This is a genomic window from Pedobacter sp. MC2016-15, assembly GCF_026239695.1.
Lineage (GTDB): Bacteria > Bacteroidota > Bacteroidia > Sphingobacteriales > Sphingobacteriaceae > Pedobacter.
This window is the reverse complement of record NZ_JAPIVS010000008.1, coordinates 158230-173368: the sequence shown is the minus strand read 5'-3', so window position 1 is coordinate 173368 and position 15139 is coordinate 158230. Positions and strand designations below refer to the sequence as shown.

At 44.5% G+C, this 15139-nt stretch carries 16 protein-coding genes; 6 read left to right on the top strand and 10 right to left on the bottom strand.

Features of this window, described 5'->3' with window-relative positions:
• Positions 1–15: 15 nt before the first annotated feature.
• Positions 16–579 (bottom strand): Crp/Fnr family transcriptional regulator, encoded by a 564-nt coding sequence (locus OQY15_RS20660; RefSeq protein ID WP_265793907.1) that lies wholly within the window; start codon positions 577–579, stop codon positions 16–18.
• Positions 580–613: 34 nt separating this feature from the next.
• Complete coding sequence (locus OQY15_RS20655; protein ID WP_265793905.1) at positions 614–1180, bottom strand: 5'(3')-deoxyribonucleotidase; 567 nt, start codon at positions 1178–1180, stop codon at positions 614–616.
• A 66-nt stretch (positions 1181–1246) separates the two neighbouring features.
• Here OQY15_RS20655 and OQY15_RS20650 point away from each other — a divergent pair, with 66 nt between their 5' ends.
• Positions 1247–1996: a DeoR/GlpR family DNA-binding transcription regulator gene (locus tag OQY15_RS20650; protein ID WP_265793903.1), complete on the top strand. Its 750-nt coding sequence runs from the start codon at positions 1247–1249 to the stop codon at positions 1994–1996.
• Positions 1997–2006: 10 nt separating this feature from the next.
• On the opposite strand, the gene OQY15_RS20645 is transcribed toward OQY15_RS20650, so the two are convergent.
• Entirely contained in the window at positions 2007–5138 is a 3132-nt protein-coding gene (locus OQY15_RS20645; RefSeq protein WP_265793901.1) for a GH92 family glycosyl hydrolase, read from the bottom strand.
• A gap of 347 nt (positions 5139–5485) precedes the next feature.
• Here OQY15_RS20645 and OQY15_RS20640 point away from each other — a divergent pair, with 347 nt between their 5' ends.
• Entirely contained in the window at positions 5486–6706 is a 1221-nt protein-coding gene (locus tag OQY15_RS20640) for an amylo-alpha-1,6-glucosidase (protein WP_265793899.1), read from the top strand.
• 117 nt (positions 6707–6823) lie between these two features.
• On the opposite strand, the gene OQY15_RS20635 is transcribed toward OQY15_RS20640, so the two are convergent.
• The 4 genes from OQY15_RS20635 to OQY15_RS20620 form a co-directional block, all read right to left on the bottom strand.
• A complete protein-coding gene (locus tag OQY15_RS20635) occupies positions 6824–7180 on the bottom strand; it encodes a DUF1330 domain-containing protein (RefSeq protein ID WP_265793898.1) in 357 nt (118 codons plus the stop codon).
• 55 nt (positions 7181–7235) lie between these two features.
• On the bottom strand, positions 7236–7442 hold the full coding sequence (locus OQY15_RS20630; RefSeq protein WP_265793897.1) for a hypothetical protein: 207 nt from the start codon (positions 7440–7442) through the stop codon (positions 7236–7238).
• Between the two features lie 20 nt (positions 7443–7462).
• On the bottom strand, positions 7463–7951 hold the full coding sequence (locus OQY15_RS20625) for a DUF748 domain-containing protein (protein ID WP_265793895.1): 489 nt from the start codon (positions 7949–7951) through the stop codon (positions 7463–7465).
• Positions 7952–8076: 125 nt separating this feature from the next.
• Entirely contained in the window at positions 8077–8514 is a 438-nt protein-coding gene (locus OQY15_RS20620) for a hypothetical protein (protein WP_265793894.1), read from the bottom strand.
• Between the two features lie 149 nt (positions 8515–8663).
• On the opposite strand from OQY15_RS20620, the gene OQY15_RS20615 reads away from it, so the two are divergent.
• A complete protein-coding gene (locus OQY15_RS20615; protein WP_265793892.1) occupies positions 8664–9821 on the top strand; it encodes a zinc-dependent alcohol dehydrogenase in 1158 nt (385 codons plus the stop codon).
• 47 nt (positions 9822–9868) lie between these two features.
• On the top strand, positions 9869–10666 hold the full coding sequence (locus OQY15_RS20610; protein WP_265793891.1) for an SDR family oxidoreductase: 798 nt from the start codon (positions 9869–9871) through the stop codon (positions 10664–10666).
• A 64-nt stretch (positions 10667–10730) separates the two neighbouring features.
• Here the strand turns inward: OQY15_RS20610 and OQY15_RS20605 are convergent, their stop codons facing one another.
• Positions 10731–11879, bottom strand: coding sequence for a glycoside hydrolase family 16 protein (locus OQY15_RS20605; protein ID WP_265793889.1), 1149 nt, complete (start codon positions 11877–11879; stop codon positions 10731–10733).
• 172 nt (positions 11880–12051) lie between these two features.
• Between OQY15_RS20605 and OQY15_RS20600 the strand changes: the two genes are divergently transcribed.
• Positions 12052–13053, top strand: coding sequence for a hypothetical protein (locus OQY15_RS20600; RefSeq protein ID WP_265793888.1), 1002 nt, complete (start codon positions 12052–12054; stop codon positions 13051–13053).
• 182 nt (positions 13054–13235) lie between these two features.
• A complete protein-coding gene (locus OQY15_RS20595) occupies positions 13236–13823 on the top strand; it encodes a Crp/Fnr family transcriptional regulator (protein ID WP_265793885.1) in 588 nt (195 codons plus the stop codon).
• Between the two features lie 107 nt (positions 13824–13930).
• On the opposite strand, the gene OQY15_RS20590 is transcribed toward OQY15_RS20595, so the two are convergent.
• Together OQY15_RS20590 and OQY15_RS20585 are read right to left on the bottom strand one after the other, a co-directional pair.
• Positions 13931–14521, bottom strand: coding sequence for a DUF308 domain-containing protein (locus tag OQY15_RS20590; RefSeq protein ID WP_265793883.1), 591 nt, complete (start codon positions 14519–14521; stop codon positions 13931–13933).
• Positions 14522–14603: 82 nt separating this feature from the next.
• Complete coding sequence (locus OQY15_RS20585; protein ID WP_265793881.1) at positions 14604–15125, bottom strand: PPC domain-containing DNA-binding protein; 522 nt, start codon at positions 15123–15125, stop codon at positions 14604–14606.
• Positions 15126–15139: the final 14 nt, after the last annotated feature.

Below are 15139 nucleotides of genomic sequence, written 5' to 3'. Positions count from 1 at the left end.
GTGTACCCAATCAGATTACAGGATAATCCTGCTCAGGCCCTCCCGCGATACACCTAAATAGGCTGCCAGCTGAGTCTTAGGGACTCTTTGCAGCAGCCTGGGATGTTGCTTCAGCAATTGTCTGTACCTTTCTTCGGTATTGGTAGTGAGCAGTGACAGAATACGGCGTTGTGCAGCGAGGAAACCACGGGTAACTTTCTCCAGAAAAAAGTGCTCAATCTTAGGAAGTGCTTTACAAAGCGCATGATAATTTTCGATTGAAAGGCATAGCGCCTCCGTATCTTCGAGGCATTCCATCGAAAATGTGGCTTTTGTTTGGGTGTAATAGGCCTGAAAGTCATTATCCCACCAGTCTTCCATCGCAAAAGCAAGAATATGGTCCTTTGCATCCTGATCGGTATACACCAACTTGGTTAAGCCGGAAAGGAGATAATAATTGTAGGGAACATATTCATCTGTCTCTACCATGAGTTCCTTCTTTTTGAAACTCTTTTTGATAAAGTGAGCATTCACAAACTCAAACTCCTCTTCGCTGAGCGGAATAATCTTTTCTATATGTTCACGCAATTGATGGCTCATAGCTGATGTAAAGATATAAATTGCGGCGAGCTCATCAGTTACTGGCTTCAGCGAATTTCAGTTCTTCCTGCTCAAAATACTCCAGGATCTCAGTCCATGAGAAAAACCGGGCATGACCTGCTTCATTCTGATTATGGTGTGCATCAAACATAATGGCCTTTCCCTTACAGAAATTCAGGTTTTTGCAGTGATCATCGATCATATAATCCGTATCAATGATACTTTTATCACCACACAGAACGATATTATGCCAGGTGATAAATGGGAAATGCTCTTTCAGCCATTCCACTTTTTCAAAAAGAGACAGCGGAAACTCTGTAGCTGCAGAAACGATATAGAGTTCATACTTATCTTTTAATATAGTGAGGGCTTCTACTGCTCCCGGTATCACCTCCAGGTTCCTGAAAAATCCCGGTGTGTAGATCATTGTTCTTGTAGCTGCATCCAGCGGGAAAGCATCTGCACCGGATAAACCTTTGATCGCTTCTTTAGTCGTTTTTACGCCATAGACTTGTTCATAATATTTGATAAGCTGAGCTTCAACATCAGCAATTACTCCATCCATATCAATGGCAATACTTTTCTTTCCTTGCGTTTTCATGCAACAAACAAACGAATTATTGCTGTAATTTGCAACATTAAAATAAATATTGCTTAATATTGCAACATGATAAGAGAGGAACGACTGGAGATAATTCTGGATTATTTATCAAAAGATAACAAGGTATTACTGACAGACCTGAGCGAGAAGTTGAATGTCTCTGAAGATACGGTACGCCGGGATATCAAAGTTCTGGCCGACCAGAAACTGCTGAAAGCTGTCAGAGGTGGTGCCGTACCGCATTCCAGCGTGCCTCATCATTACCGGGAACGGGAAAAAGAAGGGATTGCCTCAAAAAAGATCATTGCAGCAAAAGCGATTGAGTTTCTCAGTGATGGGCTCGTGGTATTTATGGATGGCGGGACGAGTACCCTGGCGGTTGCTCAAAGTCTTCCGCACGATCTGAAAATCACGGTGGTGACCAATAGTTTTCCGATTGCCAATGCGCTGGAGGACCATCCAGCAGCTGAGGTTATATTTGCCGGGGGCCGCCTGCATAAATTATCTTTCACCACGATTGGCCAGAATGCAATTGATACTTTCAAGAACATTCGTGCCGACGTATACATGCTGGGGATCTGCAGCATTCACCCTTTATTGGGTATCACAACCAAAGATTATGAAGAAGCCGAACTGAAGAAAGTGATGATCAATGTATCACAGCAGACGATTGCGCTCTCTACACTCGAAAAAATCGGGACGGCTGATCCTTATTTTATCGGACCGGTTACTGACCTGGATGTGATCATCACTGATGCTCCGCCCAATGACAACAGCCTCAGCGGATATGCTGAGGCCGGAGTTGCGGTCAGGTAAGGATTGTGATTTAAAGTCCCCAGTTATAGTTGGGCTTGCTTCCCATTACCAATGTTAACTTACCTCCTTTTAACAGTTCTGCCGCCGCGAAAGAAAAGCTGTTTAATACTTTACCGTTAAGGCTGGCGCTCTGAATATATTTGTTCATCCTCGAGGTATTTTTAGCTTCGATGGTAAATGATTTTCCCCTGCCATACTGGTTCCCAAGATCAATCACGACCTTAGTAAACAGGGGGCTGCCGATTTCATACCGGGGTTGTGCACTACAGCCGCCATCAGTTTGAAAGAGCCCCAGAGAAGCCATGATAAACCAGGCACTCATCTGCCCCTGGTCTTCATCACCAAGATAGGCATTGGCAATATCGAAGCCATAATACCGATCTATAATTGCCCTGCTCCACTTTTGGGTTAGCCATGGCTTCTGTACAAAATTGAACAGGAAGGCAAAATGCATCGACTGCTGGTTGCCCTGCATAATAGGATAATCCCAATAGGCATCATTAGGGGCATTAAAGCGCCATTTATAACTCTCCTTAAATCCCCATTCCAGCCTGTCGCAAAACCTTTTCTTCCCAATACGATTGGCGAGGCCCTTCACATCCTGTGGCACAAAGAAGGTTAGCTGCCAGGCATTTCCTTCTACGTAGTGCTCATTTGCACCGGATTTAAAAGGATCGAAATCTGGCAGCCAAGTCCCGTCGGACTTTCTCATCCTGGCGAAACCCGAAACCGTATCGATTACATTTTTCCACCAGCTTCCACGGTCGGCAAATTCTGCATACTCTTTATCCTTTCCCAATGCTTTCGCAAACTGACTTACCGTCCAGTCGTCATAGGAATACTCCAGGCTATTGCTGAACCTGCCTTTATCATAGGGTACATATTTGTGTTCCAGGTAAGGTAACAGGTCTTCATTGCCAGCCCTTCCCTTTCCCACTGTTGCTGCTGGCTGGGTCTGCATTTTATAGGTGGCAGAAAATGCTTTCTGGACATCGTAATCGCGAATTCCCATTTGATAAGCGCCGACGATCAATGGGATTTCATGTTCTGCAACCATCACCGGAATGTACTCCATCCCGGAGGGGCCTTTGGCGAGATAGCCATTGGCATCGAACATCGCTAGTTGTGATTTCACCCATTTTGATGACCACTCGGGGGTGACGAGGTTCCAGAACTGGTTTAAGTTCCAGAAGGTATTCCAGAATGCATCGCAGCCCAATGCCACATCAGTAGCATTACTGAATTGTCTTTTTTGCTCAGTGGCATCAATCCATGAACCATCTACATCGCTCCAGGTATTCCGGCTGCATAGTGCCCTGTACATGTTGTTGTAAAATCGGGTTTTCTCCCTACTGTTATCAGATGAAATGGTCACTCTGTCCATCAATGTATTCCAGGCTCTTACGTGTGCAGTACGTACAGCGTCAAATTTCCAACCGAAAGGTTTTTCTATTTCTTCTCTGAGGTTCTGAGATGCACCGGCGATGCTCACCAGCGAAATCCCGGAACGCGCCTGCACTATACCGCTGCTTTGTGTATCGAACTCGGCATACATCCCCGCAGTCTCAGCATCCTTGCCGCTGATACTTGCTCCTGATACAGCTTTACCATTGATCCATCCCCCAACTTTTTTGATGTCCTGATCAAATTCTATCACGAAATGAACGGTGTAATCCTGGTCTACGCCGCCCGACCAGGCGTTGGCAGTATGTTGTTCACTATACCCTTCTATGCGGCGCTTGTTGACCTGGGTAATTTTGAAACTTTTGATTTGATAATCATACTCCGAAGGTACTTTCAGATCAATCATTACTCTTCCATCTTTAGATTTAGGGAAAGTATAACGTTGAAAGCCACATCTGGTACTGGAGGTCAGTTCTGCTTTGATATTATACTTTTTGAGTATGACTTTATAATATCCTATAGGAGTTTCCTCAGTATTTTTATCAATTTCGGATCTGTAGCCCTCATTTTTGTGGTGTTGATCTCCTATCTGATACTTGAGCTCACCGTTGACGGGCATCATGCCGAGACCTGCCATTGTCCATTCGTGAATGTGGCTAAAGGTACCAATGCTTTCTATCGTGGGATCGTAACCGGCCATCCAGCCGCTGTTCTGGTTATCGGGACTTAGTTTGACCATGCTAAAGGGCATCCAGGGACCAGGAGCTATCATCCACCTGGAATGAGCCGTACCGATCTTGGTGTCGGCATATCCGGCTGCTGTTTTTAATGGTTGATCAGCAACGCTGACGCTGCCCGCAGCAATGACTTTACCTGCTGAAAGTACTTGCCACGTCGTTTGCTTAGGTTGTTTAGACAGGGACATGGGTACCTCCAATACATAACGGCCGGTGTCAATTGCACTGGTCAAGATTTGCTTTCCGTTAATTTTTACAGTAACCTCTGGATGATTGGCGAGATGTTCTATGTCTACCAGCAGGGGCTGCACTTTCTGTCCATCTTTAACAATGGTATAATCTGCTGCCCTGACACTTCTGATGTACAGGTCCCCGGATTTTAAAGGCTGGATTTCTGCCGCACCTTCCAACCTGACATCATCAAATACCAGCCATGAACCCTCTAAAATGGTCATTTTTATCGCATTGCCACCCTGATGTAGCAATCCGGCAGGGATATCTATTTTATAGGCTTCTGCTTTGTTTTTGGAATTCCCGGTTAGTCCGGAATCCTTTGAATTTGCCGGCAAAAGGAACTTAAAATCTTTTCCATTGATGGTGACTTTAAATAAAGGTGGTTTTTTGCCGTTATATGCCAATACATCCATGATGAGCTGAAATTGCTGGCCGGCTTTTATAGGCTTCAGGTTAAACAGCACATTTAACTGATGTGAACGGATCCCCGAGGTTGGTCCGGTGCCACCCCAGCTATCATCGGGACCAGGTAAGACATAGGGCCAGTCGGTATTCGGACTTGATTTCCCAACCAGGTAGTACCGGTCTTCCCAGCCAAAATCATGAGCAAGAAACTGCTGATAGTTGCCCGGAGCCAATGCGAACTCCTCTGTTTTACCATCGCGCTCCCCTATTTTCCATACTACTTTATTCTGGGCAACGCTCACAGCCGGAAATATCAGGGCAACAATTAAGAGATATATCAATAAGGATCCAGAATGTTTCATGCCGGCTGTTCAGTTAGGTTTATATATGGTGATATGCTCATTGGATTCAGCATATTATGTACAAACATATTTATACAGGGTTAAATAACCAAATTTATTATCAGTAAATAGCATTAAGCGGCCACAAACATACAATCAGCCTTAAAAAGCTGGTGATCGATTCAACTTTCAGGATCCATCTATATTTCAGAAAAATGATTTTGTATATTAAATTAATGTATATATGTTTGTACATAATAACCAAATATAAACCTGAACGCTTTTTTATGATAGATCCAAAAACCTGTCGTCCTTTTTACAAAACAATAAGTCTTACAATCGCGATACTTGTAGCAACTGCTCTTGTAATGCCTGTTAACATTTCATTTGCGCAGGAAAAGGCCGCCAATACAAGCAAGGTTAAAACCATGGCCGAAGAGCTGATTAAAAAAGGCTTTACTGCAGGAGATGGTTATGGGGAAGTCTGGATCAGGGATTTAAACACCTTTATCGAATTGAGCTGTAAGGTGAACGACAAATCGCAGATCAGAAAACACCTGATCACATTTTTTGAATTTCAGCAACCTGACGGTTCTATTTTAGACGGCTACATTCCCGCAGATAAGGCAGGATCTGAAGGTAAGTTTTATAAATCCGACCTGGTTCCGGGTTTTCTTGGTCACAAAAATACGGTAGAAACCGATCAGGAAACCTCCCTGGTACAGGCTATCGCAAAATATATCCGCATCACAGGTGACCAAAGTATTTTAACGGAAAAAATAGCCGGACTAACAGTAAAAACTCATATCGAAAGGGCGATGGATTTCCTGATGAAGGAAAGGTTTAACACGAAATATGGTTTAATATGGGGCGCCACCACTGCCGATTGGGGGGATGTGCAACCTGAACAAGGCTGGGGTGTGGTGATCGATGAAAACACCCACAGGGCAATTGATATTTACGATAATGCGATGTTCCTTATCGCTATCAATGATTATCTTTCTTTTGGTAATTTAACTGCAGCGCAGAGCAGTAAATGGAAAGGGATTTATAAGGGTGTACGCCAGAATATCAATAAATACTTATGGGATGACAAAGCACAAAAGTATATCCCCCATCTTTATTTAAACGGTTCGCCTTTTCCTCAATCTTTCGACGAGTCAAAGGTATATTACCATGGCGGTACAACGGTGGCTATAGAAGCTGGCCTTTTCACAAAAAATCAGGTGAAGGAAGCATATCAAAAAATGCAGCAAAATGTGAAAGATGCCCATGCGGCAACGATCGGACTGACGCTGTACCCTGTCTATCCGGCGGGAACATTCAAGAACAAGGTGATGGGCCCATATTCTTACCAAAACGGGGGCGACTGGACCTGGTTTGGCGGCAGAATGGTGACTCAGCTCATCAGGTACAACTTACTGGCAGAAGCGAGGGAAGCGCTGCAACCAATGCTCGCCCGGGTAATCTCCAATAACGGTTTTTATGAGTGGTATACACCTGATAACCAACCGAAAGGTTCATCCAGTTTCAGAGGTGAGGCAGGGGTATTATGGACAGCGATTACAGAATTGGAGAAAAAGAAATAACAGCATATTTTATAGTTAGCAAATGATGCGGAGATTAACGCCTGTAATCTCCGCATACTAATCTTTAAACGATAGCTTCCGGCAAAAATCAGTTTAGAACTTCAGTAAATCTCAGCGCTAAAAGTCGATTTTGCGTGTCATCAAAAGTTTGAGCTCAGCAGTTGCTGCAACACGAAGTGGATTTGCTATCTGATGATAAACCTCACTTTCAGCGATTCTTTTAAATGTCTGCGCATCAGGATATTCTACCAGTACAATCTGGTCCCACTGCTCGCCCTCATCGGCGATAACGTTAGCAACTACTTGGGTTACCAGTTTGACACTAACACCTTCGATGCCCAGTTTTTCCAGCACTTGATTAAATGCGGGTATATACTGTTCAAAGTAGATCTTTTGATCCTTGAACTTCACCATGTTCAGCATGAGTACAGGCCCCTGGCCCTGCTCAAATTCGGGTAATGTGATATTTTCCATAACCCAAAGGTCGCGTCGTTGCAACTAAAAAAAGTTCAGGCAGTTGAAGAGTTTATCAGTCCTTGCCCGAGAAAAGTCGCCCGAAAAAGCTTTTCTTCTTCTCTTTACCTTTCACCTCTTTTACCGATGAAAGCGAAATCTCATTGTCGATGCTGGGCATGAGCGCTTCAATAAAAGCTTTCTTCAGAACTTCCCAAATGGCGGAGCCACTATCAATTGAAGTATCTTTAAAAGTTCCCTCAATGGGTATTTTGGTAGCCACCTGCTTCTTTTTTGGGTTCTTCAGGATATTACCCCCCAGCCGATCAGTGCCTCCTTTGCTTTCTGGAAGAAACCGTCTTTTTTATCCTCTGTCCCCAGTACTTTCAGATCCTTGATGATCGGCTTGACATAACCTTTAAACTTGCCACCTTCTGCCGCAAATTCACTGTAGAGGCCAAAGGTACCTTTACTGACATCAAACTTCCCGTAAGCTTTCAGGAAGCTGTTCATCTTAACCAGGTTCGCCCCCTTAATATCCGCAGCCAGATCAAATGTAGGCTGTTTATTTAAGGCATTCATTTTCATGTTGATATGGATGGTACCATCATAGGCTTTACCGTCTGCCACTATCGTTGAGGGCAACTTTGAAGTTTCATCGGCACTGTTGGTCAGGTTACCAGCGAGTACATGCATTTCTTTCACGGAGGTATCTACTTTGGGCGCAGAACCTGGATCCACATAGTGTATGCTTCCATCGTGAATTTCGAACCGGTTTACTTTCAGTGGCATCAAATCTTTCAAGACCTTTCTAAAATCATTGGTGCCTTCTTAACACCGGGGATTCCCAAAAGTTCTGAAAAAATGGCTATACCTTCCTGGCTTCTTGTGCAACTAACAAAATCCACCATGACCATTCATTCTCTTTTTAGTTTTGATGCGACAAATGCAGTTACCAATGCACCAAATAGGTAATATCCAACAGTCATTAACTTGATTTCTTCAGTTTTAGCAACAGGTTTTGGATTTAGTCCCATAGGTTCTGGCAGAGTAACCGCTCCGATCCCCGCTAACAAACCCATGCCCACTGCAGTGACCCAGATGTTTTTACGTTTTGAAGAGGCAATGTAACTGTAATAAATGCTATTGGACACCAGATCCCCGGCAAGAGTGGTTTTATACAGATCGTCTGAGTCTGTAATATTGCCACCGAAATACCTGACAGCTTTCTGAAGGGCTTGCTCACCTAACAAATCGATCCGGGGGGTATCACGTTTATTTTTTAGCGACTCATGAAGTATGTTGAGGGCTGCTGCTCCGGCAAGGCCGGCAAGAAGGTTAATGATCTTTCCCATGGTTTGCATTTTAAAGTATTTTGGTGTAACAAGGTGAAATCAAAAAAGTTTAGACCTCTTTATAATCTGATTTACAATCTTCAAAACCCGATGAAACTTTTTCTTTGCCGGCTTGTTGGAGTTGCTAACATCTACCTAAAAAACTACTTATGAAAGCAGCAGTATTTCACAAACCAGGAGACATCAGTTACACGACTGTAGCTGATCCCCGAATTGAACTGGCAACTGACATCATTTTAAAAGTGACATCTACCGCGATTTGTGGATCCGATCTTCACATTTTGAGTGGCGCAGTGCCTCAAAGTACCGACATGGTCATGGGACATGAGTTTATGGGTATCGTTGAAGAAGTTGGCGCGGAAGTAAAAAACCTGAAAAAAGGTGACCGTGTGATCGTGCCATTCCCCATTGCCTGCGGACATTGCTTTTTTTGCAACCACGGCGCATCACCTAGTTGCGAAAACTCTAATTACAAACACTACGGACCCAATGGCGACCTGATGGATCAGAAGGGTGCGGCGCTTTTTGGTTACACCGATCTTTATGGTGGTTACTCAGGCGGCCAGGCAGAATATGTGCGTGTGCCTTATGGGGATGTATCTCCACGTGTTATTCCTGATAATATTACCGACGAGCAGGCTTTATTTCTTACCGACATCTTCCCTACCGGTTGGTCGGGTGTAGACTGGGCACAGATGAAAGGTGGAGAAGTGGTGGCTATTTTTGGCTCAGGTCCTGTAGGATTGATGGCACAAAAAGCTGCATGGCTTCATGGTGCCAGTCGCGTGATTGCTATTGATCCCCTCGACTACCGTCTGGAAAAAGCAAAGGCAGTGAACAAGGTGGATACGCTGAACCCACATAAAGTAGATGTGGTAGAAGCTATCCGCGAAATGACGCAGGGACGTGGCGCAGATGTTTGTATCGATGCCGTGGGATTTGAACCAGAAAGATCCTTTCTGGATAAGGTTAAAGCTACTGTCAACTTTGAGAAGGGCAGCATAAAAGTTTTGGAGTTGTGTTTTGAAGCTGTTCGAAGAAGCGGAACGGTTTCTATCCTGGGTGTGTACGGCAGTCCGTATGACAATTTCCCGCTTTTCAGAATCTTTGATAAAGGATTAACGATCAAACAGGGACAAGCACCGGTATTAAATTACATCGACACATTGATTGAATTGGTAAAAGAAGAAAAGGTGGTGCTGGATGATATTATCACCCACGTGATGCCATTGAGCGAGGTATCACATGCCTACAAGATCTTTGACGAAAAAAAGGACGACTGCGTCAAAGTTGTATTGAAGCCCTAAGCAGGCTCCGGTACTGAAATTTCATCATACCTAACAACAAAAATCCTATGGAAACTAAAAACAAATATGCCTTAATTACCGGTGCAACCAGCGGTATAGGCTTTGAACTCGCTAAACTATTTGCTGTAGATGGTTACAACCTGGTGATTGTATCGCGTCATCAGGATGAGCTGGATGCGAAAGTCGCAAAACTGGAAAAAAATGGTATAAAGGTGATCCCTATCGCAAAGGATCTGTTTGATCCAGAAGAGGCTTTTGCCCTTTTTGCAGATCTTCAGTCGCAACACATACGTATTGATATACTGGTAAACAATGCAGGTCAGGGCGTATACGGAGAATTTGAGGATACCGATATTGACCGTGAACTGGATATTATCAATCTGAACATTTCTTCACTTGTGGTACTTACCAAACTATTTGTTAAAGAGATGATCGAAAGGAATTCCGGAAAGGTACTTAACCTGGCTTCTGTTGCCAGTAAGCTTCCGGGGCCCTGGCAGGCAGTGTATCATGGTACCAAAGCTTTTGTTTTGTCGTTCACAGAGGCAATTCGCGAAGAACTCAAGGATACTGACATCACCGTAACGGCGCTGATGCCGGGGGTAACCGATACTGATTTCTTTAACAAGGCAGACATGCTGGACAGTAAAGCTGTGCAGGATAAGGATGCGATGTCTGATCCGGCTGACGTAGCGAAGGATGGTTATGAAGCGCTGATGGCCGGTAAAGATAAGGTGATATCCGGTATGAAGAATAAGCTGCAGGTTGGCATGAGCAATGTTCTGCCAGACAGCACTGTTGCTCATCAAACATATGAACAACAGAAACCTGTAGACGAAGAATAAATTTGTGCTTTTAAACGGGCCTGGGGCTGATCAGCTTCAGGCCTGTTTTTGTAGGTGCGTCTTGCTACCTGATCGTTAATCTTCCTTTGGTGCCCTCACTGGAAACTCCTTTTGCATCGATAAAATCTACAAAAAATTCAAAAGACCTGCCGGATGTAATGCCAGCTGCCTTCAACATCTCCGGGCTGATCGTGACCTGAGGACCTGATATTCCGGAACTTGTGAGATCGTTACCCAGGAAATACCAATGGACCTTGGTCCCAGCGGGCACGTTCGTGACCTTAAAAGTTTGGGATTGGCTGACTGAGATCTCTGCTGCTGCAGGTGAAAGGATGGGTTTTACCGGATTGGGCGCATAAGAAGTGTTTTTAATGGCATTGGTCAGCGCATAGTACCTCACATATTCAATTTCCATACTTGCAGGCATCACGGTTCTGTTGATGTTGTGGCCTACAAAATCACCACCGACGTTCAGGCAGATATTCAGATCGAACTCATCATCAAAAGGCCATCCTTCGTATCCATTACCGTTCTTGCTGAAGGTACGCATCAGTTTTCCATTAAAATACCATTTGATATACGCGGGAGTCCAGTCGATCCTGTATTCATTGAACTGGCTGAGGGAAGGATTTGTGGGTAGCGTAACCATATTTGCTGCACCCGAGGAATGAGCAGTGTGCACATTATAGTTTACCTGACGATCATTTTGTCCTTTAACTTCAACAATATCGAACTCGCCGCATTTCGGCCAGCTTTTCAGATCATAGTCCTTGTGCCTTGCTCCAAACCCAAAGATTGCGGGCCAGAGTCCTATGCCTAAAGGCATTTTCGCGCTGATGATGTATCTGCCGTAACGTTGTTTTTTTCTGGATACAATTTTTCCGGAGGTATAATCGAAGTCATTGTACGACTCATTCCGGGCAGTGATCTTCAACCTGCCATCTTCAACTTTCACATTGCTTGCCCTGTCCGTGAAATACTGTTGTTCGTGGTTCCCCCAGCCATAGTAGCCATTGCCGGTACTGATACTCCACTTCTTCGGGTCAGGAGCGCCTGCGTAATTAAATTCGTCGCCCCAGCTTGGGGATGGACTGAATTTATACTCTTTTACCGCATCCTGCCAGGCTACGGTCTTTGAGGAGCGGTCCGCGATTGTATCAGCATCCCGGATGCTTACAATGGCTAACCTGTCAATATCTGTATCTGCTGTCATTAAATATCTTCTGCTTGTTGTTTACACGGGGAAGATACATTTTATCTGGCTTGTCTGCACCTCAACGAATGCATTTGGCTCTCCTTTGAGGAGAGTTTCCCGGATAAGTTAAAAATTGAGAGCACTAATGCCCAATTCTATTTAACTTGGCTCAGAAATCCTTATAATATTTATGAAACCTCTGCTTTCGCTGATTATTTTATCTGTCCTTTCCCTGTGTTCTTTTGCACAACAGACTTATACTCCTGCTGCTCCGTTGCCTGCCAAAAACTTATCAATGTTTGGCAGAGGAATGTATCCTGGCAATGATACGACCTATACATTGTTAAAACGCAGTGGTTTTAATACCATTCTCCTATCCAGTTTCTATATCCATGCTGATGGTGATCTTTACTCGGGCGATTCAAAGCAGCCGATCGTTCATGAAGGTAAATGGGTTGGAGATCCTGCCTATGTGAAAAGAGTAAGGGACCTGAAGAAAAACTCTTCCATCAGCCGGATCGAGATCCTGCTGGAAGGCCGCTGGTATGGACAACCACCAAACACTTTTGATTTTATCCGCGACTGGTATGATCCCGCCCTGAAAGTACCTGGTATCGTAACCGGTACCGGCAGGGAGAGCACGCTGTACAACCTGATGAAGGTATTGAAAGAGGTATTGGGTGCCGATGCCTTTTGTATTGATGATGAATCGGTTTACCACAGTCCCTCGATCATTGCTATGGGTAAAATCGCCGCGGATTTGAACATGCACATGACTTTATGCCCCTTCAGAAGAAATAATTACTGGACAGAAATCCTCGCAGCATCAGACAAAAATGTGGTGGACGCTCTGTATCTGCAGTGTTATGACGGTGGCATCCGCAACGACATCAAGAACTGGGTACAAGGACTAAAACCTGCACAGCCGATCTATCCGATATTTATGGTACGTGGCTCCTTCAGCACCTGCGATACCCATAAAGGCAGTAAATCTGTGGCGGAAATCAGCAAACAGCTGCATGGCTTTAAGAAGGACTATCCCGAAATGAGTGGTGCAGCCATCTGGCAGATGGAAGATCTGAAAAGTTTTGTAACACTTGGATGTGCAATTAAGGAGCCCTCATCAGGAACTGCAACCAGCGTAGCAGAATTTTTAAGTCAGCTGAAAAAAGCCCTGAAGAAGGAACTGTAATCTGTGACGTACTAGCCATGGCAGTTGCCCGACCCGAAAAAATTAACTTAAGTTAAAAATAATCACGTTTTTTGTACTAAGATTTGTTACCCGGAAACTCAACCTGTCACAAAGCTGAAGCCGCCTGATCTGATATCAGCTCCTTGAGGTAGGGTATTCCAGGAAATTTAATGTTTGTACTTATGCACGAATACCACGAAATGCTTCAGGAACAGCTTAAAGAGTTTGCTGCTTTGTCGGACAAAGATCTGGCGGATGCACAGATGCTCTGGAAGCCCAGAAAAATCAGTAAGGGCGACTTCTTTAATATGCAATATGTGGTATGTAACGACCTCGGGATAGTGGTGAAAGGTATTTTCAGGATCTATTACGTTGATCCCGAGACCAGCGAAGAAAAGAACTTGTACTTTTTTACGGAAAACCAATTCCTGGTGTCTTTCAGAAGTTTTATTACCCGCAACATCTGCCACTATTTTATACAGGCGCTGGAAGATGCTGAAATTGTATACATTTCGCACCGCGACCTGACGAGTCTTTATCAGACTCATCCCAACTGGGCAACTTTTGGGCGTCTGCTGGCGGAGCTTTTCTTTACCTACTCACAGACGCGGACAGAGGAACTGCTGTTTATGAGTCACGAAAAAAGATATCTCAGGTTGCTGAATGAGCATCCCAACATCATCAATCGTATACCCGCTTACCATATCTCCTCCTATCTCGGGATTACTAACCCTTCATTGAGCCGGATACGGAAAAGGATAAGTCAGTAAGGATGTAGAGTATTGCCATGAGGAACTTTAGCAGTGGTTGCTGAAATAAGTTCTGCAACCACTGCTGTAATTATGTTCTCAGCCATCGCCCCTGGCTTAAGCATTGACTAAGCTGCAACGGACTCGTTTTTGATTGTTTTACTCAATCGGACTGCAGCGAGCAGGAAGTAAAAAGCCCCGAAGGCCGAATATCCGATCAGTGAAACAATCCCTTCCTTCGCAGTGTGTGCTGTAGCAATGATGAAGCCCCCTGCTAACATGGACTGCGCTCCGCTGATGATCATTGGCCATTGACCTTCCATGAGTTTACGGCGTCGCAGACCAAGAACGAGCTGCATGAGGCCCGTCAGCGAAGCCCATACCCCAAATACCATCAGGGTTTCAGGAATTCCTGTTTGTAAGGCGATGATGACAGCAATTGTAGTGAGGATACTGATAACCGCATTGACATATTGTGGAGTCTTAACGGCTGTAGCGGCATTGGCTCTGATATCAAGGAAGGTTGCGATCACATCCCAGGCGGGGTAAAGTATGAATAATACAGCTGCCGCGGAGGTGTTGGTGCGGGCTACTGTCCCTACAAGGATGATCCAGAGAACGGAGAAAGCTACCCGTGTAAAGTATAGGCTGCGCAATGCTTTTGCTATGTTGCCAGCCTCAGTTGTAGTGTGAATCGAAGATTGATCTGTTGAGTTCATGATGTTCTGTTTTAATTTCACACCAAAGATCTGCTTAAATCATATTGACATTTTTAACTTAAGTTAATAACTGCTTTCCATATTATTGCAACTGCAACACATTGGCGCCCAAAGGCTCCTCCATTTTCCGTTCGAGCTTCTTATCATGAACGATCACGGTGATTTCAAGAGATCCTGTACTCACTGTAGCTGAAAGCAGATGACCTCCAAAGGCTTTAAAGGAGGCGTCTGTAACTACTCCATGAACATGCAGGGAAGGCTGCCCCTTCTGCCAGGCAATTGATCCGTTCATGCTCGCCAGCTCTACTTCTTTGAAATCCTTCGGTTTGTACTCCTTCGTCTTAAAATCAAAAAAACCAAACTTCGCGTTTACAAAGCCCATCCCGGTAAAGTTTGCCGAGGGGATCTTTTCGGCCGTTGCCAGCTTTTCAATTTCCTTAAAAACATCATCGCCCTGCCGGAGCACCATCAGGTATCCTGTAGCTGTCTTAATATATCGCGCAGTATCGGCCGTTTGCGCATAGCTGCTGAACCCAATTAGGGCCAGCAAGAGGATCAGGTAATATCTTTTCATCAGTGGGAATATATGGCGTTTTTCTGACATAGGGGCTTGTTTCT

Excerpts from the sequence above, each read along its gene's own strand:
- OQY15_RS20660 (WP_265793907.1), bottom strand. The coding sequence starts at position 579 with ATGAGCCATCAATTGCGTGAACATATAGAAAAGATTATTCCGCTCAGC.
- OQY15_RS20655 (WP_265793905.1), bottom strand. The coding sequence starts at position 1,180 with ATGAAAACGCAAGGAAAGAAAAGTATTGCCATTGATATGGATGGAGTA.
- OQY15_RS20650 (WP_265793903.1), top strand. The coding sequence starts at position 1,247 with ATGATAAGAGAGGAACGACTGGAGATAATTCTGGATTATTTATCAAAA.
- OQY15_RS20645 (WP_265793901.1), bottom strand. The coding sequence starts at position 5,138 with ATGAAACATTCTGGATCCTTATTGATATATCTCTTAATTGTTGCCCTG.
- OQY15_RS20640 (WP_265793899.1), top strand. The coding sequence starts at position 5,486 with ATGCCTGTTAACATTTCATTTGCGCAGGAAAAGGCCGCCAATACAAGC.
- OQY15_RS20635 (WP_265793898.1), bottom strand. The coding sequence starts at position 7,180 with ATGGAAAATATCACATTACCCGAATTTGAGCAGGGCCAGGGGCCTGTA.
- OQY15_RS20625 (WP_265793895.1), bottom strand. The coding sequence starts at position 7,951 with ATGCCACTGAAAGTAAACCGGTTCGAAATTCACGATGGAAGCATACAC.
- OQY15_RS20620 (WP_265793894.1), bottom strand. The coding sequence starts at position 8,514 with ATGGGAAAGATCATTAACCTTCTTGCCGGCCTTGCCGGAGCAGCAGCC.
- OQY15_RS20615 (WP_265793892.1), top strand. The coding sequence starts at position 8,664 with ATGAAAGCAGCAGTATTTCACAAACCAGGAGACATCAGTTACACGACT.
- OQY15_RS20610 (WP_265793891.1), top strand. The coding sequence starts at position 9,869 with ATGGAAACTAAAAACAAATATGCCTTAATTACCGGTGCAACCAGCGGT.
- OQY15_RS20605 (WP_265793889.1), bottom strand. The coding sequence starts at position 11,879 with ATGACAGCAGATACAGATATTGACAGGTTAGCCATTGTAAGCATCCGG.
- OQY15_RS20600 (WP_265793888.1), top strand. The coding sequence starts at position 12,052 with ATGAAACCTCTGCTTTCGCTGATTATTTTATCTGTCCTTTCCCTGTGT.
- OQY15_RS20595 (WP_265793885.1), top strand. The coding sequence starts at position 13,236 with ATGCACGAATACCACGAAATGCTTCAGGAACAGCTTAAAGAGTTTGCT.
- OQY15_RS20590 (WP_265793883.1), bottom strand. The coding sequence starts at position 14,521 with ATGAACTCAACAGATCAATCTTCGATTCACACTACAACTGAGGCTGGC.
- OQY15_RS20585 (WP_265793881.1), bottom strand. The coding sequence starts at position 15,125 with ATGTCAGAAAAACGCCATATATTCCCACTGATGAAAAGATATTACCTG.